The 21,289-nt window shown below is 55.1% G+C and carries 24 protein-coding genes and 1 pseudogene; 8 read left to right on the plus strand and 17 right to left on the minus strand.

Translation table 11 applies throughout. The features are described from left to right. Positions 1-8: 8 nt before the first annotated feature. The 4 genes from KRAC_RS40475 to KRAC_RS40490 form a co-directional block, all read right to left on the minus strand. Positions 9-830 (minus strand): ABC transporter permease, encoded by an 822-nt coding sequence (locus KRAC_RS40475; protein WP_007917379.1) that lies wholly within the window; start codon positions 828-830, stop codon positions 9-11. Then, positions 827-1,621 carry an ABC transporter ATP-binding protein gene (locus tag KRAC_RS40480; RefSeq protein ID WP_007917380.1) on the minus strand — a complete coding sequence of 265 codons (795 nt, stop codon included), beginning with the start codon at positions 1,619-1,621 and terminating at the stop codon, positions 827-829. Before KRAC_RS40480 ends, KRAC_RS40475 begins: the two co-directional genes overlap by 4 nt. Before the next feature lie 154 nt (positions 1,622-1,775). After that, entirely contained in the window at positions 1,776-2,399 is a 624-nt protein-coding gene (locus KRAC_RS63480) for a TetR/AcrR family transcriptional regulator (protein WP_007917381.1), read from the minus strand. Positions 2,400-3,321: 922 nt separating this feature from the next. Further along, positions 3,322-4,077: a MerR family transcriptional regulator gene (locus KRAC_RS40490; protein ID WP_007917384.1), complete on the minus strand. Its 756-nt coding sequence runs from the start codon at positions 4,075-4,077 to the stop codon at positions 3,322-3,324. A gap of 166 nt (positions 4,078-4,243) precedes the next feature. On the opposite strand from KRAC_RS40490, the gene KRAC_RS40495 reads away from it, so the two are divergent. Together KRAC_RS40495 and KRAC_RS40500 are read left to right on the plus strand one after the other, a co-directional pair. Beyond that, entirely contained in the window at positions 4,244-5,140 is an 897-nt protein-coding gene (locus KRAC_RS40495; protein ID WP_007917385.1) for a DUF2268 domain-containing putative Zn-dependent protease, read from the plus strand. Positions 5,141-5,311: 171 nt separating this feature from the next. Beyond that, the gene (locus KRAC_RS40500) at positions 5,312-5,788 is read left to right on the plus strand and encodes a hypothetical protein (RefSeq protein ID WP_007917386.1); all 477 of its coding nucleotides are present in this window, start codon (positions 5,312-5,314) and stop codon (positions 5,786-5,788) included. Here the strand turns inward: KRAC_RS40500 and KRAC_RS40505 are convergent, their stop codons facing one another. Together KRAC_RS40505 and KRAC_RS40510 are read right to left on the minus strand one after the other, a co-directional pair. Continuing rightward, on the minus strand, positions 5,789-6,403 hold the full coding sequence (locus KRAC_RS40505; protein ID WP_007906021.1) for a transposase: 615 nt from the start codon (positions 6,401-6,403) through the stop codon (positions 5,789-5,791). It lies immediately after the preceding gene. Beyond that, positions 6,403-6,921 carry a helix-turn-helix domain-containing protein gene (locus KRAC_RS40510; protein ID WP_007907850.1) on the minus strand — a complete coding sequence of 173 codons (519 nt, stop codon included), beginning with the start codon at positions 6,919-6,921 and terminating at the stop codon, positions 6,403-6,405. The genes KRAC_RS40505 and KRAC_RS40510 overlap by 1 nt, the downstream gene beginning before the upstream one ends. 199 nt (positions 6,922-7,120) lie before the next feature. Here KRAC_RS40510 and KRAC_RS40515 point away from each other — a divergent pair, with 199 nt between their 5' ends. Continuing rightward, positions 7,121-7,624, plus strand: coding sequence for a site-specific integrase (locus KRAC_RS40515; RefSeq protein WP_007917387.1), 504 nt, complete (start codon positions 7,121-7,123; stop codon positions 7,622-7,624). A 10-nt stretch (positions 7,625-7,634) separates the two neighbouring features. Here KRAC_RS40515 and KRAC_RS40520 read toward each other — a convergent pair whose 3' ends face one another. After that, positions 7,635-8,204 carry a GNAT family N-acetyltransferase gene (locus KRAC_RS40520; protein WP_007917389.1) on the minus strand — a complete coding sequence of 190 codons (570 nt, stop codon included), beginning with the start codon at positions 8,202-8,204 and terminating at the stop codon, positions 7,635-7,637. A gap of 30 nt (positions 8,205-8,234) precedes the next feature. Next, positions 8,235-8,426 (minus strand): hypothetical protein, encoded by a 192-nt coding sequence (locus KRAC_RS40525; protein ID WP_040445805.1) that lies wholly within the window; start codon positions 8,424-8,426, stop codon positions 8,235-8,237. A gap of 83 nt (positions 8,427-8,509) precedes the next feature. Between KRAC_RS40525 and KRAC_RS72370 the strand changes: the two are divergent. After that, positions 8,510-8,626 (plus strand): annotated as a pseudogene (locus KRAC_RS72370) (IS6 family transposase); the annotation flags it as partial. A 162-nt stretch (positions 8,627-8,788) separates the two neighbouring features. Here the strand turns inward: KRAC_RS72370 and KRAC_RS40530 are convergent. The 4 genes from KRAC_RS40530 to KRAC_RS40545 all read right to left on the minus strand — a co-directional run bounded on the left by KRAC_RS40530 (position 8,789) and on the right by KRAC_RS40545 (position 13,033). After that, complete coding sequence (locus KRAC_RS40530; protein ID WP_007917391.1) at positions 8,789-9,118, minus strand: DUF5134 domain-containing protein; 330 nt, start codon at positions 9,116-9,118, stop codon at positions 8,789-8,791. A 730-nt stretch (positions 9,119-9,848) separates the two neighbouring features. After that, complete coding sequence (locus tag KRAC_RS40535; RefSeq protein WP_007917395.1) at positions 9,849-10,403, minus strand: pyridoxamine 5'-phosphate oxidase family protein; 555 nt, start codon at positions 10,401-10,403, stop codon at positions 9,849-9,851. A gap of 196 nt (positions 10,404-10,599) precedes the next feature. After that, complete coding sequence (locus KRAC_RS40540; protein ID WP_007917397.1) at positions 10,600-11,388, minus strand: DUF899 family protein; 789 nt, start codon at positions 11,386-11,388, stop codon at positions 10,600-10,602. Between the two features lie 289 nt (positions 11,389-11,677). After that, a complete protein-coding gene (locus tag KRAC_RS40545) occupies positions 11,678-13,033 on the minus strand; it encodes an RNA-guided endonuclease InsQ/TnpB family protein (RefSeq protein ID WP_007910913.1) in 1,356 nt (451 codons plus the stop codon). A 303-nt stretch (positions 13,034-13,336) separates the two neighbouring features. On the opposite strand from KRAC_RS40545, the gene KRAC_RS40550 reads away from it, so the two are divergent. After that, entirely contained in the window at positions 13,337-14,518 is a 1,182-nt protein-coding gene (locus KRAC_RS40550; protein ID WP_007917399.1) for an IS256 family transposase, read from the plus strand. A 218-nt stretch (positions 14,519-14,736) separates the two neighbouring features. Here KRAC_RS40550 and KRAC_RS40555 read toward each other — a convergent pair whose 3' ends face one another. Together KRAC_RS40555 and KRAC_RS40560 are read right to left on the minus strand one after the other, a co-directional pair. Then, positions 14,737-15,117, minus strand: coding sequence for a hypothetical protein (locus KRAC_RS40555; RefSeq protein ID WP_007917401.1), 381 nt, complete (start codon positions 15,115-15,117; stop codon positions 14,737-14,739). 27 nt (positions 15,118-15,144) lie between these two features. Beyond that, positions 15,145-15,453 carry an ABC transporter permease gene (locus KRAC_RS40560; RefSeq protein ID WP_338010146.1) on the minus strand — a complete coding sequence of 103 codons (309 nt, stop codon included), beginning with the start codon at positions 15,451-15,453 and terminating at the stop codon, positions 15,145-15,147. 48 nt (positions 15,454-15,501) lie between these two features. Between KRAC_RS40560 and KRAC_RS40565 the strand changes: the two genes are divergently transcribed. Further along, positions 15,502-16,218, plus strand: coding sequence for an IS6 family transposase (locus KRAC_RS40565; protein WP_007917405.1), 717 nt, complete (start codon positions 15,502-15,504; stop codon positions 16,216-16,218). Between the two features lie 583 nt (positions 16,219-16,801). Here KRAC_RS40565 and KRAC_RS40570 read toward each other — a convergent pair. The 3 genes from KRAC_RS40570 to KRAC_RS72375 are packed head-to-tail and all read right to left on the minus strand — an operon-like array spanning position 16,802 to position 18,961. After that, a complete protein-coding gene (locus KRAC_RS40570; RefSeq protein ID WP_007917407.1) occupies positions 16,802-17,488 on the minus strand; it encodes a response regulator transcription factor in 687 nt (228 codons plus the stop codon). Beyond that, positions 17,485-18,783, minus strand: a complete 1,299-nt coding sequence (locus tag KRAC_RS40575; protein ID WP_007917409.1) for a sensor histidine kinase — start codon at positions 18,781-18,783, stop codon at positions 17,485-17,487. The genes KRAC_RS40570 and KRAC_RS40575 overlap by 4 nt, the downstream gene beginning before the upstream one ends. Positions 18,784-18,790: 7 nt before the next feature. Beyond that, a complete protein-coding gene (locus KRAC_RS72375; protein ID WP_007917412.1) occupies positions 18,791-18,961 on the minus strand; it encodes a hypothetical protein in 171 nt (56 codons plus the stop codon). A gap of 299 nt (positions 18,962-19,260) precedes the next feature. Here KRAC_RS72375 and KRAC_RS40580 point away from each other — a divergent pair, with 299 nt between their 5' ends. Further along, positions 19,261-20,268 carry a hypothetical protein gene (locus tag KRAC_RS40580; protein WP_007917414.1) on the plus strand — a complete coding sequence of 336 codons (1,008 nt, stop codon included), beginning with the start codon at positions 19,261-19,263 and terminating at the stop codon, positions 20,266-20,268. 47 nt (positions 20,269-20,315) lie between these two features. After that, positions 20,316-21,260: an ABC transporter permease gene (locus tag KRAC_RS40585; protein WP_007917415.1), complete on the plus strand. Its 945-nt coding sequence runs from the start codon at positions 20,316-20,318 to the stop codon at positions 21,258-21,260. The last annotated feature ends 29 nt before the right edge of the window (positions 21,261-21,289 follow it).

Consider the following 21,289-nt stretch of genomic DNA (forward strand, 5'->3'; position numbering starts at 1 on the left):
TTCCTCTGCTAGGCATTGATATCCTGCTGGCGGAAGGCCACGAAACTTCCCACGACAAAGACCGTCATCCACACCAGCGCGACCAGCAGGGCAGCGGCGTAGCCCTGGGGAGGGATGGGACCAACATCGGTGGGAAACACCGAGCCGGGCAAAAAGTTGAAGGTGCGAATCGGGAACCACCGCGACCCTGATTGCCACACCATCGCGATGATGCCCTCCGGGACCAGGACGTAGGCCAGGGAGACTCCAACTGCTATGCCTGTTGAGCGCGTCAGGACCGCGATCAGCATGCCCAATAGGCAGACCCCGACGAGACAGAGCACCTCGTTGCTAAAGAAGGTAAGCCAGGCACTCAGCCCTGCCGACGAGGTCCAGGCAGCGGTCTGGACGCCTTGAGCGTGGGCGACGACAAGGACGAGCACGCTACTTGCCACCAGGGTCAGCGTCATGGAACAGAGGACAAAGAGCAGCAGCGCCAGCATTTTGCCGGCGAGCAGCCGCAGGCGGCGCGGCTCGCGCACCAGCAGGTTGCGCCAGGTGCCCTGGGACCACTCGGCAGCCAGGTTCGCCGTGACGATGAAGAGCGCGACAACAATGATGAACGAGCGCGCCTGTCCCACCACCGTAATCAGCCCAAGCTCGGTGGGAAATGCGTGAGCGAGAGGATCTACCTCCTGGCCGGTGGCACCAGACGTAATTTGATGGAAGGTCAGGTAGGTAAAAAAGGCGCTGACAGCCAGCATGATCCCGGTCCCGGCGAACATACTCCAGCGGCGACACTTGAGCACCTCACTGCGAAACGCACGCAGGAGGGGAGTGAGTGGGGTCATTGTTGCTCTCCTTTCAACAGTGCCAGGAAACGCTCTTCAAAACTGACCCCTTGATGCTGGTCCAGGAAAGCGCGGGCGGGGCCGTTGTAGAGCGCCTTGCCCTGATGGAGCATGACCAACCAATCCGCGACCTGCTCCAGTTCTCCCAGCAAGTGGCTGCTGAGGAAGATGGTCTTGCCCTGCTCGCGCAGACGGCGCAGCAGATCGCGGGTCAAGATGATGCCCAAGGGGTCGAGGCCATTGGCCGGTTCATCCAGGATCAAGAGGTCGGGATCGGGAAGCAGCGCCATAGCGACCCCAAGCCGCTGCTTCATGCCCAAAGAATAGCTCCCAACCCGGTCGCGCGCTCGATCGGAGAGCTCCACCAGATCGAGCACCTCACGCACGCGGGAACTGGGGTAGCCGCCAAGGCGGGCAAGCACTTCCAGATTGGCCCGCCCGGAGAGACTCGGATAGAAGGCGGGCGCTTCGATCAGAGCCCCAACACGCGACAGGTAGCCAAGCGAATGGGTCAGCGGCTGGCCCAAAATCGTCGCGCTTCCTGCGTCTGGTCGGACGAGTCCGAGCAGGAGGCAAATGGTGGTCGTTTTCCCGGCTCCATTGGGACCGATAAAACCAGCAATGGTTCCGGCAGGAACGCTGATGGTGAGTCCATCGACAGCAGTCAGCTTCCCAAAATGCTTGCTCAAGCCATGCGTCTCAATGGCGAAGGCGCCCGAGGCGCTGTCTGGAGCAGAACCCGTGGAAGGTTGTGCCTGGGATGCCGGAAGCCGATCAGGAGAAAGGGACATAGGCACCTCCTTGTGTTGGCCTCCTATCTGGGAGAACGGAGAAACCATGGGATCTCATGTTGCAATTATTCCTTTCTGCAAGAAGAGGCTCTCTCGATCAGATGCACGAGTCGAGAGGTTACTTATCGTTTAGTAAGTTGCTGCGAGAAATATATCAGGGCAGAGGCCGTTGCTCCCGCTCCGCGATGCCATCGAACAGCACACTGACCAGGGAGGCCGCCGGATGCGTCCCTGGCAGGCTCTTCGCCTCCCGCAGCATGCCCATGTAGAGACCAACCAAGACGTTGACTGGCAGATCAGAGCGAATCACTCCCGCATCGTGGGCGGCTTGAAAAAGACCCGTGACCTGCTGTCTGATCCGGTCGAGCAAGGACAGGATGACCTGCTGGTGTTCCGGGTCCTTGAGATGTTCTCTGGCATCGCGTAACAGCATGCTCAAGCGCTCGTCAAGGGGAAGGGAGAGCAATGCGGCAGTGAGCAGCGTCAACCGTTCTCGGACATCCTGGGTCGCGGCAAGAGCCTGATCGATCCCGGCCACTCCCTCGTCCACGAACACGGTCTGGATCATCCTGGTGAAGAGATCTTCCTTCCCTTTGGGAAAATGGTAATACAAGGCAGCGGAGGTGACCTCGACGGCTTCGGCGATCTCTTTCATGGACACGCCTTTATAGCCTTTCGCCAGAAACAGATCTGCCGCTTTGGTCAAAATCTGCCGTCGGGTTTCCTGGTCCACAGGGGAGGATGCATGCCCCACCTGTTGCTTCACCGGTTGTTCCATGATGGCACGACTCCTTAGTAAATTACTAAACGATCAGTAAGTTCCACAGAGAGAATAGCACAGGCACAGAAATGCTGTCAAGGAGGAGAAAAATGGTTCAGCTATTCGGTTCAATTGTTTTGCACTCCGCTGTAGCGCAGTTCCTTTTGGCTTATATATCTTTCGCTCAAGTTCCTATAGCCTTAAAAACATACTTGAGGATTCTTTGTAGGATTCATCCTCTTTTTTTGCTGCTCTTGTAGGATCTCATAATTCTTGTCTTTGCCTCAGCTCACCTCGTGTGAAAAATCCCACAATTGCTGTCATTGCTTCCCACAAAATGTGTCATTCCCCTACAGAATTCCCACCAAACATGTCTTTGTCCTCCAGCGTGTTCCTGGCTTGGTGATGGCGGAGTCGGCTGATACGCTTCTTTGCGCGCGATGGGTGCAATGGAGATGGGTCCAAAGACAGGAATTGTGGGAAGAAAGACACGATTGGTGGGATCCTACTTGGCGTCTCCGTAGGAGAGGAGTTTGTAGGGAAATCCCAGAAATGGTGTCCTTGAGGTTCCTGTCCTGGATATCTTATAGCCATGAAACGCAGCGAGGTGTTATGGGGAAGAGGAGAAGGCGGTATTGCAGGCGTCGAGGTGTTCTTGGATGCGGTGCTCAAGGGTTTGTCGTGAATAGGTTGGTTGATACTGCTGGTAGGCGTGGGAGACGATGGAGAGGGCGTCATTGGCCAGATCACCAAGGAGGAAGCTGTGGGGGAAGTTGGAAAAGGCATGTTTTTTTTCTAGGTCGGCAAGCCTGATCTGAAGAGACTTTGTTCCAATGAAGCAAGACGGAAGCCATTCAAAATTAAGCGTTGGCTAAGCAGCACCCAATTTTGAATGGCTTCCAGTAGTTACTCCATCAGATAAAATCACCTGTGGGGTGTATCATTCCTTTTTATGCTGGCTGCAATAGTAGGCTATGGCATCACGCATAAATTCGGCAAGATGAGGGGCAACCATGTTGTAATTGTCAGCGAAGCGTCGATCTTCGCTATACATGTTGCCTAATGCACGATACATTTCGTAGGAACAATCATAGAACTGGTTGATGTGTTGAAAGTGTCGTTCAATTTGTGCTTGAACTTCTGCATGAGCAACCTCTTTCTCCATCACCTTTGACAACGCAAGAGTAATCGCTTGCCCCTCGTCTTTGATGCGCTCAAAGTTTTCTTTTGTCCATTTCTTGGTTCGTTCCGCTGATTGCTTATATACATCGGTCATGCCCCATTTTCCTTTTACTTCTTCTTTATACTGCTCAATTTGACGATCAGTAAAGGAAGTAAACAGTTCATCGGTACTCATTTTTCCACCTTCTTTCAGTCTTTTCATGGTATTATCTATGGTTTCGAGTAAACCATCCAATCTTGCTCTTTTCATTTCCAAGAGTGTTTTTTGGTCTGCTAAGGCTTCCAGCGTGTCATACTCAGGAGTATTGAGCAGCTGGACAATGTCATCGAGAGGAAACTCCAATTCGCGAAAAAAGAGGATCTGCTGGAGCTTTACCAGTTCCTTTTCTTCATAACATCGGTAGCCATTCTCTTTGACCCGAGAGGGTTTTAATAACCCAATGGCATCGTAGTAATGGAGCGTACGGACCGTCACTCCGGCGACTTTTGCAAGTTGTTTGACTGTGTAACTCATAAGCAGAGTGTAAGGTATGACGTGGCGTGGGAGTCAAGGGGTTGTGACTTGTCTCTTGGAACTTTCTTTTTCTCTTCTTCTTGCCCTGCACTTGACTCTCACGCCACGTCATGATTTAGACTTCGGTTAGTGAGGAAGTCCCTCGAAAACAAGCAAAGGAAATCCTATGAAAATCACCCTGTACGATACCCTCTCCGCGATGCGGGCCGTTATCGCTGCACCTGTCCCTCAGCGGCATGCTATCTATCGCGAGCGCTTGATCGAGCCACTGCGCGATTACTGGACAACGACGCTCAAAAGATTCGCGCCACAGATGATCGATGATGAGGCGATGGAGATGAAAATGCTCTGGGATGTCAATCTGGAAGCTGATCTCTCCGAACACGCGCAGGCTCTGGATCGTCTGGAGCAGTTCGATGCCTGGAAGAAGGCTGATGCTGCCCTACGACTTGCTGCGCGTACATTCGAGGCTACTGGGCGCTCCTGCGCCGAGGAGCAGATCATGGGCATCTTGCTGCTGGGCAATCCGCACGACCGAATCTTCATGGAATTGAACCGCGGCTACGCAGGTGCGCAGATCTTTGGTTATGTGGTCCTTCCCATTTGGCCAACCGACTACAACCTCCCGCGTATCCCCGCCGCGCTGGTCCACGAGTTTAACCACCGGGTTCGTCTCTCCCACGAGCCCTGGACACTCGCGACGACGGTAGGCCAGTATATCGTGATGGAGGGTCTCGCAGAATCGTTTGCTGCCGAACTCTACGGCCCTGAATATGTCGGTCCTTGGGTGAGCAGTCTGAACGCTGAAGAGACAGCGCGTTCCAAAACCATTCTCAGCCAGGCCCTCGATGTGAGCGGTTTCGACAAGATCCGTGCCTACATTTTCGGTGATGAAACCTCGAAACAATGGGGTGCCCCTGCACTTGGTCTTCCTCACTGCGCTGGCTATACCATCGGCTACCAGATGGTACAAGCCTATCTGCGGCGCACGAGCCAAACCGCCACTGAGGCCACGTTTGTCCCCTCTGGAGAAATCATCGAGGCATCCGGTTTTTTCGCTTAGGCATCTTTCCGTCATGGTCCATGGGAACAGAGAAGTCGGGAAGACTTCTCTGTTCCCATGGACCATGACGGTAGTGATCGATGTACTCTGTTCTGTGGGGAGGGAACCTTGAACATCTTTCCCAGGTGCAGTGACAGGGGAAAGGTATCAAGAGAGCAAAGGAAGATTTTTATGGCACGAAAGCAAGCACGACCTACCCCCACCCAACAGGTGGTACTTACACCGCTTCAGATCATCTGTCGAGAGTGCGGGAGCCGGATGCGGATGGGGCATCATAGTCACCGGACGGTGACCACCGTGCAAGGGGTCACACGGCTGACGATCAAGGTGTATCGCTGTCGCAACCAACAGTGTCCGCGCTTCCATCAGCCAACGCGACCTGAGGAAGAAGGAAGCTGGGCGCTGCCGCATGGCGAATTTGGACTGGATGTGATCGCATTAGTCGGAACGCTACGTTATCGGCAGCAACGCAGTGTCCCACAGATCCATGAGGAACTACTGAAGAGAGGTCTTCAGGTAGCTCAACGGACGGTGACCGATCAGCTCTATCGCTATGAAGAACTGCTGGCGTTGCACCTGGCCGACCACAAGCGGTTGTGTGAGCGGCTCAAAGACCAGAAGCAGGTCTTATGGGTACATAGTGCATAATTACGAAACCTTTTCGGAAAGAACAAGATGTGGCTCATAGGAACATCCAAAGTAGGCACAGACTCGTGCGGCAAGCTGTTTGGCGGTAAGCAGCCCATCATGTTCGACTACATTGCGTTTGGCATGGACCCATTTGGGCTCAATGGGATTGAGCCAAGGGCTTTTCGTGGGCAGAAACAAAGGCAGAATACGCACGCCCTTGCCCTCGGCTTTGACCAGGCTGTTGTGCTCTCTGATCCAGGTCCGCACCATCTTGCTCACGTGAAAGGAGGCATTATCCCAGATCAGCAGCCAAGAAGTCTTGTTTTGAGCTTGCAGTCGAGTGCAACACCACTCCAGAAATTGGGTGGTGATGGCGCTGACGGGGCGTCCGGTCACGAAGCGCAGCGACATCTGTTTGCGAATCGGATCATCGATCGGTCCCTGTTGCCACAATACTCCATAACAGGCGAGAGCTTTGGGATCAGGATCACCTTTTTGCCACGTCTGTTCCACCAAGCGCACGGGTTGATCTTTCCCTTGCCAGGCGGACAGACGAGGAAGAGCGAACCTGCTCCACCACACCTCGTCCACAAACCCGATGACCCAGCCTGGTTGGGTGCTCGCCCAGGCCATCAGCCGATCGCGTGCGTTTTTTTTTGCTGGTACTGGGGGTCGGGGCTGGTAATCCAGTGTTTGGCACGCTTCCAATTGGTCCCTAAGCTTTGGAGCGCTCGGCGCACGCTCGCCACCGACGTTTTGTGGGGAATAATGCCCTGCTCGAAACTGATCTTGGCCGCCAGTTCCAAGGTCCACAGGCCACGGTCGAGTCCAAAGTCGTGGGGACTGCGGTGCAAGAGCGCTTTCAACCGCTCGGCCGCTTCGATGGTGAAGGTCGTTCGGAGTCGATGGGGACGCGAAGACCCCTCTTTGAGCACGGTGAGTCCAGCTATATTGAAGCCTTTGATCGCATTGCGAACGGTCTGGTCGTCGCAGCCCAGATACTTGGCGATAGCGGGGGCGCGCTCCCCACGGGCAGACGCGAGCAATATTTGGCTGCGTCGCAACACGAAGGCATTGGACGAACGCAACCCCGCCTGGATCTGGCTATGTTCGTCTTTGGTCAGTGGTCGAATAAAAATGGGGGCTTTCATGCCCTCTATGATACCACATTTCCTATGACCTTTCGTCAGAATGCAATAGGTAACACGCCGTAAATAAAGTAAGCACAGTTACCTTTCAGTCCCTTTTCGCTCATTGCCGAAAGAAATATAGGGAAAAGGAAGTATTGCTTCACAACGTCAGGAGTGATGTACTTCTGGCGTTGTTCGTTGCTAGAGGAGAGTGGTGGTGATGATTCGGGCGGTTTGGGCAAAGCAAGAAAACAGAAAACAACTGTACCTGATAGACAAAGAGTGTGAATTCATTCTCCCGGTCAAACGCTATCTTGATTACCTGGCCGCCCTAGAGAAATCTCCCCATACATTAGAAAACTACTGCCGCCATTTGTGTCTCTACTTTACCTTTTTAGAACAAATGCATCGCGATTGGCAGCAGGTGACCCCTGATGATCTTGTCCAATTTGTTCAATGGCTCCGTGATCCACAGCGCCAGGTCGGAATGCTTTCGGTTCACCGCACCAGCCCTCTCAACGAACGAAGTGTCAACACCATTGTGACAGCGGTAAGTAGCTTCTATCGCTATCACATCCAGCGAGGGGAAACATTTCAGAATCCTGTTCTCTACGAGCAAATATCCAATCGTTTCAGTGGCTTCAAATCTTTTCTCGTCCATACGAGCCGTGGGAAGACCATCAAGCGCGTTGTCAAACTCAAAGAGCCGGAGAAACGAGTCTAAACGTCAAATTTTAAATAAGATGCTTGATAAGAGGGAGGGCCTGCGCGGTCTGGTTTGTATATCCTCCTGGTGCAGGCTCGGTGAGTTCCAGTTCAAATCCAGCCCATCGATAGAGCCTGATCGCTTTATGGCTCCAAGTCATGGTTGGAATATACATGACACTATCTCCCTCTATCTCTACCATACGTCTTACTTCCTCCGCGATAATCGCTTTTCCCAAGCCTAATCCCTGGTAATTGGACTTCACCGAGACCCACCGCATAAAGGGATAACGACGGTTCCCTGTATATCCCCACCATGCAGTGAAGTTCGCGACCTTTTCCCCATCTTCCTTTTGAAGAAAGAATGTTCGCCTCTTCACTTCATCCAGGTAAGGCAGAAAGGTTTGGCGGAAATACGCAACGGCCTCTTCCACCGTTTGAAACGTTCCAGCCGAGGCTTCAATCTCACCCCATGCTTGCTCATCTCCCTCCTGATAGGGAACGAAGGCATACCCCTGTGGCAAGAACACGTGAGGAAGTGGCGTGCCTGGATTTCGCTTGAGAATGACTCTGAACCATTCAATGCTTTTGTCTAACATGTTTCTCTCGTCTTCCAATTCTGCTATTTCTCAATCGGGAAGTTCAACTTCCAAAGGGAGTGCGGCGGGTTGTGGCTCAATCGTGCAGAGCGTGGGATCACCTGCGTAGGTACAGCGCACTTTGCCCAAGATAACATAACCGAGCGCTATCAACAGGCCCTTGGCGAGGCAGCATTGCCAGAAGAAGGTTGCTCCCAGGTATTGTAGCACGAAGCCGTCCAAGGCAGAACGTCATTCTATTGGATACAAAGAGCAAGGTATTATCAACTTGACGACGTAGCGAAACAGTGTGCTAAAATAACCTCATGAAAACAAACATCATCGCCCCCATGTACAAAGGCTTTCGTTTCCCACCAGAAATCATCAGTCATGCTGTCTGGCTGTACTTCCGCTTTTCGCTCAGTTTTCGTGATGTAGAAGAGCGGTATTGTCAACTTAAAAAATTCTGTTGATGAGTTTTCACCATATCGACGCGACATTCTCCAGAAAACACGGTTAGAAATAGGGCTTCATCCCCACTTTGAGGTCTGTTTCTCCTGCATAATCTCTGCAATTTTGCTTAAGTTGACAATACCCCGCGTGCATTAACGCACGAACGGAACGCCTCGCGGAAGGCGTCCGTTCGTGCGTAACACCATGGCAAGCAGAGGCTTGCGGGTGAAAAGACGGCCAATGAACCACAGGGTGGCAAGGGCGAAAAGGAGGATGTTCCAATAGATGAAATCTGGTGTCAGGAGACCCGCAGGTGCGAGCATAGCGAGCATGCCGACGGCCATCACTCCGTGTCCCACTTCATTTTCTGCATCCCCAGAGTGAATCCAGGTTGCCTTGTGAAGTAGCCGGAAAAGGTAGAACAATGCGGTGAGCGCGCAAAGAAGCGACAAGAAAACGTGGAGTGGATCGAGCGTTGTCATCGAGAGCGTCTCCTTTCGAGAGCAGGTGGTAATTGACCTGAATGTTCGACGCAAAGAAAGGCCATACGTCGAACATTCAGGTGAGAAATTTTTGTGTTGAAGGTTCGACACCACTTCCAAACATTCGCTCGTTTCACAAGAACAGGAGATTTTTAACAGGAAAAGGGGCATGACGAATTTTCATTCGCGCTCAGGCATCTTCCGCCTTTGGAGCGGCACAAGCCACGGAATCTGCTTCAGTGATCGAACCTTGAAGGCAACATTCGATCACTGAAGCAGATTCCGTCGAACATTCAGGTCAATTACCAGCAGGGCAGCCGTGCTCTTGGTAAATGGCGTGAATGTTCGACCGTTTCCAGCGCGAAAGGTGGAAAATCGGCGCGAAACATTGGAATCGACCTCGCAGACCTCCATAAAATGGCTCCAGGAGCGGGTGATGGCACGCCATTTCTGGTCATTCAGGCAATCAGCAAAAAGAGTATCTTACGCTTGACCAGCGTCTCACGGCTCGAAAAAGCGACGTGGAAAATCGGCACAGGCGCGCCTCCTCGAATTGCTGTTCACCAATCCGCTGATTTTCCACCGTTCGCACGTGATGCGCGGTCGCGCGTTTCACCCCATGCATCCCTCTCGCCTTTCCACCACCCGCACCGGTCGGGAGGGCTCCCGCAGTGTCGACTCCCCAACTACGTGCAGTCATTTGTGAGAAGGTCTCTGCTGTACATTGGCTTCAGAACTGCCAGCGAGTCGCTCCATATGGCTCAGACGTGCCCATAGCGTAAATGGTTTTTGGGATGACTTTGTACACATCCCAAGGTGGGGGTCCCGCATTCGGAGCGCTATATGCAGCGGTCAGGGAAGCTCCGCCTTGAACCACGCTGACTGGCCATCCCCCAGCTGCATAGGCTTCGGCAATATGTTGCGCTTTGGCAGGATCGGTTACTCGAATAGCCTCCCCTTCAAAGATCAAGTCAAAATCGCGCCTGGCAAACGTGAGGACACAATTCGGGTTGTGTGCAAGGTTGCGTGCTTTGCGGGTATCCGCACCAGCTGTAAAGTAAAAAGCCTCATCTATCCAGATAGCACCGATAGGTACAACATGCGGTTTGCCATCTGGACGTACAGTAGCCAACCAGCGAGTACTCTGCTGATTGGGTCCATCTGTTTCGGAAGCCTCTGTCCAACTCTGACCCAGAAGCACACGGACCTTGGCCCAGGGAATCAGAGGCGCTCCATAGCCGTCGAGATTCCGCTCGGCCTTAGGCTCCATCTTTGTGTCCGTCATAATGACCTTTCCTTTCTACAACAATTCGACATTCTCTCTCTATTCAGCGTACCCAACCACTATCCTCTTTTTTGGACTCCCCAACTACGTGCAGTCATTTGTGAGGAGGTCTCAAGCATGGCCACTGTGAGTCGGACGCTGCGCTGCGCGTCACCACCACATCGGTGTTGCGCGTAGAGGCTCATGGCTGGTTTGGCTAGCCGTTTGGGGCAGTGGTTTTGGTGCCCAGGTCGTCGGAGCGTCCGGCGGCAAGCCGGGACCATTGGGAGATGGGGCGTCCACTTATACGGAAGGCGTTGGGTTCGCTGGTGTTTTCTCCCCATCGTTGCGGCCAGCCAGCAGGTGAGTCTTCCCAGGTCTCCTGCCGACCATACACCGTCAGGTCTAACAGTCCGTACGATGGTGCCATCACTTCATTGCCGCGGCCAGTGGTCCAGTAGGTCTCGAAGACCTGGTCACCGTCTCGGAGATAGCTGACCAGGATGCCGAAGTGCCGGTCTGCGATTAGCTGGTCCACGGAGTCCTGCGGCACCGAGTACCAGGGAGCGGTCCAGCCCATGAAGTCGTGATAGCGCGAGCTCTCCTCGTACGGACCTTCGCAGAACGTGGCGTAGGTGACGTCTCGGGAATGCAGGTAGGACAGCTCGTTGATGTGGGTGGTGGAGAAGGTGCAGCCCTCGCACTGGGCGCTGGCGGGTTGACCGGTGTGCCACATGGGAAAGTAGGCGATCAGAAGCCTTCGGCCCTCAAAGACCGAGAGCAGCGGGATCGGTCCGTGCGGGCCGACAAGCTGGATGGAGGGGTCTACCTCCACCATCGGCAGCCGTCGGCGAACTGCCGCGATGGCATCCCCTTCGCGGGTGTGCGCCTTTTCCCGAACTCGCAGCGTGTCCAGTTCTGCCTGCCAGGTGGCCCGGTCGACCACCGCAGGCAGTGCAGAAGTGTCGAGGCCTCTGGCGAAATTGTGCTGATCAGGTGTATTCATAGGTATCTCCTTCTTTCTTCTCCCTCTTGCATTCAGGATGACTTGTGGTGAGCAGAGATGCAACTCCCATTTGCAAGTAGACCTATTCTACCGGCTTCGACGTGAAAAAAACCTCTTCGATCTTGCTCAAATCCTCGGTCCGCTGCCGAAAGCCTGGCCCGGGGGTGCGGCATGCTCTGTGGACAGAAGTGGTGAAGAAGATTCTCAAAATCGACCGCAGCCTGTTGAAAAAGTCCAGATAATCTCATCATTGTACCCTTGGAGCACACCATTTGAGCATAAATGGTAGTCAGTGACCCCATCGCTGAAGCGAGGGGCTTGCGTCTGGACTCCACCGCAACTCGGCATACCTTGAGAGGCGTGCCGCTTTGGCTTCGCTGTCCGACGTATCAGGGGCTACCGACAACAGCCCCGTTCTGGCCCAGTCTTGCCAAACCAGAAGCGTTCGCAGCACCAGATTCCTCGCTCCCACCAGATCCGCATGGAGCGTGTAATGGCAGTTCTGACAGACAAAGACGAGGCCCTTGCCTGGCCGATTGGCCCGCGCGGTGTGCCCGCACTTGGGGCAAGCCTGGCTGCTGTAATCGGCATCGACTTTGATGGCCACTGAGCCGGCGAGCATCGCCTTGTAGGCAATCATGGCCTGCAGTTGGGCAAAGGACCATTGGGAGCGCCGCCGGTTTTCCCTGCGCTGCTTGGGGGAGACCAGCTCGCTGCTTTTGCCTTGCTTTGTGCGCCGGTGCTTCTTTGGCTTGGTGCGCTCTCGAATGTCTGTTAGCTCTTCCAGCCCGATGAGGGACGCGGGGTGCCTGTGGATGATGCGCTTGGAAATGCAGTGGTTGGTCTCAGCTTTCAACCGTCTCTCTCGCTGCTCAATCGCACGCACTTTGCGCATTGCGCCGCGAGTGCCTTTCTGCTGAAGTCGTTTTCTCAGGCGGGTGTAGTGGTCAGCTTGGGCAACCGCCTCTTTGCCCAAAAAGAAGAGAGGATCACCCGAGCCAGTAGTGGTCGAGGTCACCGCCAGGTACCGCCGTCCGACGTCCACCCCAACCACTTGGGGGAGGTCGCCTGGCTCGGGGTCGGGCAGTTCCAGGGAGAGCGCCACCAGCAAGTAGAAGCGCTTTTTCCGCTGGTCATACCACAACTGCGCCGTACCGATGGAGGTTCCCTGCTCGATGAGGGCCACATGGCGCTCGTAGCCGCTGTAGGGAAGGATCAGCCGACCGGAGAGGGTCAGGACCGAAACGCGCTGCTCGGTTTTGAAGCCGTAGTCCCGGCCCTGCTGATAGGTCACGGTGGGAGAGAGATAGCGGGGCGGCTGGTCGAGTCCTTTGTAGCGTTTCTTGGTCACCCCGGCCTTGCGGCTGGCGGCATGCTTTTTGTATTTGGTCCACAAGCCCTTGTAGGTCGCTCCTACCTGGCGAGGGACAGAACAGGCCATCTGCGCCGGCAAGGCGTAGAGCACCCGAAGCTCTTGATAGGTGCCCTCCTGCAAGCGCCTTTTGCTGCTCATTTTGCCATGTTCGAAGGCGTAGCGGCTGACATAATTCAGCGCGTCGCGATAGGCCAGCTGCAGGTTACGAAGCTGGGCGAGCTGCTCGCTGGTGGTGTGCAACTTGAGTTTGGCAATGATGGTTTGTTTCATAGTCTACTTTTCTTTTTGCGGGGCAGCGAACCGGAAAGGCTCCCCCTCCGTTGCCCCACTCCGACAAGGAACGCCTGCTTCCTCCCCGCGTTTGAAAACGGGGGCATCCGCAGGCGATGTCCGGTGATATCGTAGGATATACTCATACATTGGAGGCTTTTTCAACAGGCTGGAACGGTTTTTGGCACGATACCATGCCGTTTTCTGTGTACCAGTAGAGCTTTCTCAAGAGGGAGAATTAAGGTAAAAATACAGGCATAGAGTGTAAAAGTTACATTCTTCTAGCAAGATACGGAGGAAACTATGCCTGTACCTAAGAAGCGTATCACATCGACCTCAGAAGCGACAAAAGTGGAGTCATCGGACCCTTCGGTGCCAGATGAACAGGAATTTCGTCAACGGATACGGAGCCTGGCAGTCAGTGCGATGCGAGTAGTGATTGAAGAAGTCATGCGTCAGGAGCTTGAGCAGTGTCTCCATGCAGCGTGGGGAGAAAGCACCCCTGAGAGAAAAGGGTATCGGAATGGCTCTTACACACGGGATCTGGTGACCAGGACTGGTCGTATCGAAGATCTCTCCGTTCCTCGGGATCGTGAGGGACAGTTTCATACGCAGGTCTTTGAGCGGTATGAGAGGTATGAACCCGAAGTAGCCGAAGCCTTAACAGAGATGTTCGTCAGTGGTACCTCCACCCATAAAGTGGGCCAAGTGGCCAAAAAGCTCACGGGAGTAGCACCTTCGGCCAGCTCAGTAAGCCGTCTCAATCACACTTTAACTGAACAATATGAAGCGTGGCGCCAGCGCCCTCTGCTTGCTCACTACCGAATCTTGTACCTCGATGGCATCCATTTTACCGTGCGGCATGGCAGCCAAACCGATTCCACCATCATTTTAACAGCATTGGGAGTAGATCTGGAAGGCAACAAAGAAGTCCTGGCATTGCGGGCCTGTGCAGAGGAAGATAAAGATGGCTGGAGTTGCCTGCTCCAAGATCTGCGCAGACGTGGAGCGACAGAGGTAGATCTGATCGTCACCGATGGGCATGATGGTCTTTTGGCAGCGGTTGATGCGTTGTTCACGGCAACACTACGGCAGCGGTGCCTGGTTCATAAGCAACGCAACGTACTCAAAGCTATCCCTCATCGCGAGCGCAAGGAGGTAGCAGCCGAACTGAACGGGATCTTCAAGCAAGAAAAGAGAGAAGACGCACAGGTGAATCTAGCAGCCTTCAAAGCCAAGTACCAGAAACGCTACCCAGAAGCCATCCGTAGCCTCTGCGAAGATGAAGAGCATTTGTTGGCTTTCTATGCATTCCCTCCAGTGATGCATCGCTACATTCGCAGCACCAATGCCATTGAAAGCTTCTTTAGTAACGTGCGACAACGTACTGATCAAATTGATGCGTTTACGACTGAAACCAGTTGCCTGGCCATCGTTTGGGCAACAATGCAGGATATTCATTTGCCCAGGATTCCGGTCTCATAGCCGTTGAACGCGGACGGTTATTGACAGAGAAGCAACCAGCCAGTAAGGCTGGTTCAGGGGGAGATGGAATGTATTGCTGCTCCTGTGTAACATGTAACCCTCAAAGGACTTTTTCCTTGATGACTTTTACTGGCCTCTGCTGCCTTTTCCTTTTCGTTCGAGCCTCTTCAGATGCTACATTTATCTTCTCCACCTGCTTGTTTCTTGCTTACCTCTCTCTACACAAAACCCGGCATGGCCTCGGCTGAGATGCCCTGCGCGGCTGCCACATCGGTAATCTGTTTGCCTCCCGAAACCTGAGCGGTTACCTGGTCAGCAGTCAGATGGAGCCCCTGAGCGATATGCTCTTTGACGGTCGCCAGAAAGGCATCAGAATAGCCGCTGCCACTCCCTTTATTGGCCGGTGGACCTGCCGGTGTGCTCTGTCCTCCTGTAGGATCTGTGCCCCCTGTATTCGGATTGCTGGCGCCATTGGCATTCTGCAAGAGAAGCGGCAAGCCAAAGGCTATGATTACAACGACGACGGCCAGACCGAGTAAGGCCAGCAGCAGAGAATTCAAAGTCAATCCACGCTGTGATCGTCCTGTTTTTTTGGCCATAATACTCTACCCCCTTTCTGGTTGTGTTTATTCGTAACGTAGTGCTTCAGCCGGCTGGATGCGGGAGGCCGAGCGCGCTGGGACAATAGTTGTCAAAAAGGCAATCAGATAGCTGCCAATGAGAATGGCGGCGATCGGAAGGAGCGGCAAGGGAAACTGTAAATTGCTATACGTGGAGCTGATAATCTGGAAGGCAACCCAGAGCGCCAGAGCGGTGCCGATGAGCATACTGGCCAGAATGATAAAGCTCGACTCTAGCAGGAAAGAGCGCATGATCAGGGGGCGTGAAAAGCCCAGTGCCCGCAACATCCCGATGAGCTGGCGTCGCTCAATCAGGTATTGTCAACTTGGCAATAGAGCTGAACAATATGCGAAAATACCTTCATGAAAACAAAGAATCTTGCCCCCGATTACAAGGGTTTCCGCTTCCCACCAGAAATCATCAGCCATGCGGTGTGTTTGTATTTTCGTTTCTCGCTCAGCTTTCGTGACGTAGAAGAGCTTCTGGCCCAACGCGGAATCGTCGTCACGTATGAAACGGTCCGGCAATGGTGCATGAAGTTTGGGCAAATCTACGCCAATGAATTGCGCCGTCGTCGCCCTCGCTGTGGGGACAAGTGGCATATGGACGAGGTATACTTGAAAATCAACGGGAAAACCCACTATCTCTGGCGAGCGGTGGATCAAGATGGCAATGTGCTCGACATCCTCGTGCAGAGTCGACGCAACAAAAAAGCGGCCAAACGCTTTTTCCGCAAACTCCTCAAAGAGTTGCACTCTGTTCCTCGTGTAATCATTACCGATAAGCTGAGGAGCTATGGCGCGGCCAAACGCGAGATTCTGCCTGGCGTAGAGCACCGGCAGCACAAAGGGCTCAACAACCGGGCGGAAAATTCTCACCAACCGACGCGCCTGCGTGAAAAGAAGATGCGGCGGTTCAAATCAACGAAACAGGCTCAACACTTCCTCTCTGCCTTTGGCCCCATCGCTGGACATTTTCAACCGCGACGACACCGTCTGAGGGCCGGAAAATACCGCGCTCTTTTACAGGACCGATTTCAGACTTGGAATGAACTGACTGGAGCAAAGCGAGTCGCATAACCATAGGTATCCCCCACATCTTCCATGACCCATCAGCATCCTTCTTCGCTATACCTCAGCAATATTCTTCATTTTTCTGGTTAAGTTGACAATACCTACGAAAAAGATGACGGGTCAAGCACGACCGAAGTTGCTGGGTCGGCCATCACACACCTGCTTTCTTCTCGACCAGTCCCTGTCCCGTTCGTGTTCCTTGTGGGCTAGTGGGATACCCTCCCACGCAGAGCAACCGTGAACTCACGTTGGATCGGCAGTCCGGCGCTTCTCACGGGAGAACGCGCTGCTGCACCAAGCCCAATCGACTTTTCTCGCTCTGGCAGGCGGGGAGCCGTCTGTAGGAGGCGGTCACTCTCTGAGAGAGACAGTCGAGGCCGCATGTTGTAACGATGGCTCTCCCACTGGTGTTTCCAGTCTCGCAGATTCCCGGGCTGTCAACAAGTCCTCTGCTCGACACCAATTAGTATATGAGTTGTAGATAACTCCGCCTTTTCTGCCTTCCCCTTTCCAAGAGCATCATCAGGCTTTGAGAGGCCAGCGTATCCAAACCTGAAAACGATACGCCAAGGCGATCTTGAGCGAGTTGTTAGCCGTCTGTATCACGTTGAACGGAGCGATCGGCGATGCGATACCCGAGGCTGGGGAGCGTTTCAATCACTTGAGGTTCTCCAAGCTTGCGTCGCAACCGGCCTATGGTGACCTGTACCGTCCTGGTGAACGGGTCGGCGTTCTCGTCCCACACTTGCTCCAGCAGATCCTCTGCACTGAGGGCTGCCGGTGCTGCTCTCATGAGCGCCTCCAGCACGGCGAACTCTTTGACCGACACATCGATCTGCTGCCCCTCACGCGTCACGATGTGTCGCAAGGGGTCAAGCGCGACACCTGCTGCCCGCAGGATACGCGGGTGTGCTCTCGGCTTGCGTCGGGCGAGGGCGCGAACTCGGAGGATAAGTTCAGGGAAGTGGAACGGTTTGGCCAGGTAATCGTCGGCTCCGAGGCTGAGACCTGCAACCCGGTCCCCTGGGGTGCCGGCCGCGGTCAGCATGAGAACCATCGCAGGCTTCTCACTCTCGGTGATCATGCGACACACGATGTCGCCGTGAAGCCCGGGAAGGTCCCGATCGAGAACGACGACATCATAGGAGGAAACATCGAGTTTGGCGGTTGCCTCCAGGCCGTCGTAAGCCACATCGACGGCCATGCCCTGGTCTCGGAGTCCCTCAGCGATATCGTCGGCCAGACGCCGGACATCTTCAACGATGAGCACCCTCATGTCCGATCTCCCGGTTCGCGCCTTCGCCTGGCATGAGGCAGCGTAATGACGACCCGCAGGCCGCCCTCAGGCCGTGCATGCAAGCCGAGCGATCCATCGTGGACGGCGACGATCGCTGCAACGATCGAAAGGCCAAGGCCGATACTACCGTCCACAGCCGTCCGGTCGGCCCCGAGGCGCCTGAAAGGCTGACCAAGCTCCTGGACCTTGCGCTCGTCGAGGAGCGGTCCATCACTCTCCACCACCAGGTGAGCGGCTGCGCCGTCGTCTGCGATTGTCACTCCGATGAAGCCGCCAGGCGTATTGTAGCGGATGGCGTTGTCGATGAGGTTCTCTACCAGGCGGGCCAGCAGGGTCTTGCTTCCGATCACACCAGCATTGCTCAGAGTCTGTCGTACCTGGAGGCCCCTGCCGGCTATGGCATCACTGCAAGCGGCAAGCGTGGCGGAAACGAGCTGAAGAAGGGACACACTTGTGAGGTCTGTCAGAGTTCCCTGCTGCGCACGGGCGAGTGCGAGGAAGCTCTCAACGAGCCGGTCGGCCTGGTTGAGCCCCTCACGGAGTTTGCCTGCCAAGATGGTTATTTCTGGAGGCGCAGGGCCGGGCTTCCCAACCGCTACATCGAGTGAGGTACGCATCATGGTGAGCGGGGTTCGCAGCTCATGTGCGGCGTTGGCAACAAAGCGCCGTTGCCCTTCAAAGGCGGCTTCCAGGCGCGCGAGAAGCTCGTCAATGGTATCCCCGAGAGCCTTGAGTTCGTCGGGTGGTCCTGGCAGAGCCAAGCGTTCGTGCAAGTTCTCCTCAGAGATCTGCCGGGTGGTGACTATCATGGTCTGGAGCGGTCGGAGCACGCGACCAGCGACGACCCAGCCAAGCACGATGGTAACGACTGCTATGATGGAAAAGGCGATCCCAGACTGGATCAGAAACTGGTGCAGGTCGGCTGCTGCCTGAGCATGAAGCAGTTGGGCAAGAGAATCAGTGTTGCTTGCTCTGCTCGGGGGAAGAAGGGTCGATTGTGGAAGCAATTCAGATGCAACAGGGGCCGTGCCAGTGATTCGTCGCGCTGCTAATACGTACGTCAGGGCGAGCAAGCCGGCGCCTAATGCGAGGAAGAGACTACTATAGAGGAGCGTAAGGCGCAGGCGTAGCGTGCGCCGCGGCAGGGGCAGCTTGAAATGTCCCTTCCAGAGGTGGATCGGACCTCTTCTCGACATCTTCAGGTCCGCTTTCCCCCTATGCCAGGCGGTTCGAGCGCTGATATCCGGTGGTTGGGTGGAGTTCTTGAGCTTCATACCTCACCTATTCTAGCAGGCCTCCCCCCGTTTGTCCATCCTGTCCATCTGTGCCTCTGTACTCCCAGGGTTTCTCAAAGGTCCAGGAACACGGGTAGAGAGGACGGGGTTCGGGGGAGAAAACCTTCTTTCCCAGACCCAGTTCCAGTTCGACAAGGTCGTTAGGGAGTCGCGCCACTTCCTTTCCTGCCTATCGAAAAGAAGCATCCCAATCTGGCAGTGCCCTGTTTGGGATGCGAGAGACCACCACTGGAGCGAACCCCTGATCATCTGCCTCAGGAAAGTTTAGGAGATCGCCGGTAACAGGGTGGTAACAGCTCGTGTTACTGCCCTGTTACCGTTTTTGGTTTATCGTTTCCGGTGTCCCAAGAAATGGGCCGCCATGGATTGAGGAGGATGCTCCTAACGCCCGAACCGTTGATCTGGCGCGGGACATGCTTGCTCTCTCCATGGACTCGAACACACAAGGAGAATACTATGACTCTCACTGCATTGACCAGCACAGAGCAGCCAGGTCGAGTGATTCAGCGCTCACGCTTGCTTGTGCGCGTCATAGCCTGGGAGCTGCGTCGCTTGCGCGCTAGCCGCCTCCTCTGGCTGCAAGCCCTCGGCTTCTTCGCTCTCTCCCTCTTCCTGACGTGGTCCGGGCAGATCCCACTCACGCTCAATCACATGAAGGGCACCGTGCTACTCTACGGCTTCGTGGCCGGAACCAGCGCCTGGGGACTTTTTATGACCCTTTCCATAGGAACGCTGATGTTGCTGGGGGTGCTTCTCCCTTTCGTCAATGCGGACGGCGTGACGCGTGATCGCTCCCGACGCACCCACGAACTGCTCCTGGCGACCGCACTGCCGACCTGGGCCTATGTCTGGGGACGCTACCTGGCGGGCCTACTGCTGAGTCTGGGGATGGCGCTGCTCGCGCTGGCTGCTATCCTGGGAATGGGCCTGTTCCTGCATCTCACCATCACCGGTCATCCGTTGCCGAAGATTGGCAATCACATCGCCGACTATCCGTTGCCGGAGATTGGCTCTCTGATGGTCATCTGGGTCGGCGTGATTGCGTCAGCGACGGTCCTGGTCAGCAGCCTCAGCTTTGCCCTTGGCACCTTGCTCCCGCGCTTAAGCATGCTGGTCAAGATCGTGATCCTGCTGGCGTGGTTTCTCGGTTCGCAGGTGCCCTCCATCTTGTTCAGCCAGGCCAGTCACGATGCCACTTTCAGTCTCCCTGCCTGGTACATCAATTGGGACCCGACCAGCGAGGGAATCGCGCTCGGATTGTTCCATATGTATATGGCTGACTTCAGCAACCTGACCACGGCAACCAGCGCAGCACAAAACCAGCACAACATCCTCGTGGTCGAGAACAGCTTGATCGACCTCGGGGGCTGGTTCGCACCACACCTGCTGTTAGCCGGGCTCAGCCTGGTGCTGGTCCTGATCGTGGCTCTCGCCTTCAAACGGTCTCGTTACACCCTCAGGTAATCGGTTCGTCTGTTGCTAAAACAGTGAGAATGATGAAAGGAGCTTCTATGACAGCCATCGTCCACGCACGATCTGAGCAGCGGATCACCATCCGGCGGAACTCCCCGCTCCTGCATGTCCTGCTCTGGGAACTGCAGCGCTTCCGAGCCTCCCGCCTCTTCTGGTTTCAGGCTCTCGGCTTCTTCTGTTTCATGCTCTTCCTGATATGGGCTTTGCATGCGTCAGAGGGATTCACTACGGTGAGTAACAACGCGCAGATCAGCGTATTCGTTGCCGGAACCAGCGCGCGAGGACTGCTTCACACGCTGCCAACCGTTCTGCTGGTGCTGGTGCTCTTTCTGCCCTTTGTCACAGCCGATGGCGTCACGCGAGATCGCTCCCGGCGCACCCACGAACTGCTGATGACGACCGCGTTGCCAACCTGGGCCTATGTCTGGGGCCGCTACCTGGCGGGCCTACTGCTGAGCCTGGGACTGGCCCTCCTGATGCTCGCCTCCACCCTGGGGATGGGCGGGCTGTTGTATCTGACTGTCGCCGATTATCCCTTGCCCCAAATGGGAGCCGTGCTGCTCCTCTGGGTGGGCATGGTCTTCCCGGCGACGATCCTGGTCAGCAGCTTCGGTTTCGCCCTGAGCACGTTGTTGCCGCGCCTGTCCACGCTGGTCAAAGTCGTGATCCTGGTGGGGTGGATCGTAGGGGCGCTGGTGATCCCTCGCGGGCTGGGCAACAATCCCACTCTTCCTGTCTGGTACGTCAATTGGGACCCAACCAGTGGGATCACTACGCTTGGGCTGCTTACTTCGTACTCCATTCATCTCAGTCCCTCGATCACGAGCGAGGCGCAACTTCAGCAGCTCGTTCTCTCCATTGAGAACAAGATGCCTGACCTCGCGGGCTGGTTCGTGCCGCATTTGGGGCTGGCCGGGCTCAGCCTGCTGCTGGTGCTGATCGCGGCCTTTGCCTTCAAGCGCACCCGCGACGTACTCAAGTAAGATGTTTGTGTGAAGTTGAAAGAACCAGG

This window comes from Ktedonobacter racemifer DSM 44963, from assembly GCF_000178855.1.
In the GTDB taxonomy this organism is placed as follows: Bacteria; Chloroflexota; Ktedonobacteria; order Ktedonobacterales; family Ktedonobacteraceae; genus Ktedonobacter; species Ktedonobacter racemifer.